Source organism: Paraburkholderia bengalensis, from assembly GCF_037126505.1.
GTDB lineage: Bacteria > Pseudomonadota > Gammaproteobacteria > Burkholderiales > Burkholderiaceae > Paraburkholderia > Paraburkholderia bengalensis.
In genome coordinates this window covers 1-1031 of sequence record NZ_JACFYJ010000264.1, presented here as the reverse complement: position 1 = coordinate 1031, position 1031 = coordinate 1, and the positions used below count along the sequence as shown (strand labels likewise).

At 60.2% G+C, this 1031-nt stretch carries 1 protein-coding gene; it reads left to right on the top strand.

Going from position 1 to position 1031, the window contains the following annotated elements:
• Nucleotides 1-13 precede the first annotated feature (13 nt).
• The coding region (locus tag H3V53_RS43135) for a porin (RefSeq protein WP_336603033.1) at nt 14-1031 on the top strand (1018 nt) is incomplete at its 3' end.

The following is a 1031-nucleotide window of genomic DNA, read 5'->3' as shown; positions in this document are numbered from 1 at the left end:
ACTGGAGCAGCACATGAAGAAGTACTTCTTTACCGGCGCCGCGCTGGTCATCCTGACGGGGACTGCGCATGCCCAGAGCAGTGTGACGCTTTACGGCCTGATCGACGCAGGTCTGACCTACACGAATAGCCAGATCTCCGGGACGGGTTCGGGCGGCCATAGCAACTGGCAGATGACCAGCGGCTCCGTGCAGTACAGCCGCTGGGGGCTGCGTGGAGCCGAAGATCTTGGCGGAGGCCTGAAAGCCATCTTCACGCTCGAGAATGGCTTCAATGTGAACAACGGGCAATTCTCGTCGAACAACCGTCTTTTCAATCGCCTGGCTTTTGTTGGCCTGACCGCCCGTCAATACGGCACGCTCACGCTCGGTCGCCAGACCGATGACATGGTCGATTTCGTGGCGCCGCTTTCGCTGACGGGCACGGAATACGGGGGTGTGCACTTTGCCCACCCATTCGACGTCGACAACCTGAACGACTCGTTCCAGATCAATAACTCGGTCAAGTACGAGAGTCCGGACTATTACGGGTTCAAGATCGGCGGGTTATATGGCTTCTCGAATCAGGCCGGTGGCTTTGCAAATAACCGAGCCTGGAGCGTGGGCATGTCATACGTCTGGGGCCCGCTGAATTTTGGGGCGGGCTATTTGCACCTGAATAGTGGTGCGCGAACACCTGGCGCGGTCAATACAGGCGGCGCGGTGACCGATACGACGGGCGCCTCGCTTCAGGGGCTGGTGTCGCCAACCGCGGTTCCGTTGGGCACACTGGCCGCCCGCCAGCAAACGTGGGGCGCGGGCGTGAATTACACGTTCGGCCCGGCGGTTGCAGGCTTCGTGTACACCCAGACCAATCTGACGGAACTCTTCCAGACTGGCTTTAGCACGCACTTCCAGAACTTCGAAGGTAATTTCCGGTATGCGCTGAACCCGGCCGTTGAACTCTCGGCTGCCTATACCTATTCGCGCGCGGGCGGTAACGCAGGCAGCGGCAGCCCGCACTGGAACCAGGTGAGCGCGATGGCCGACTACA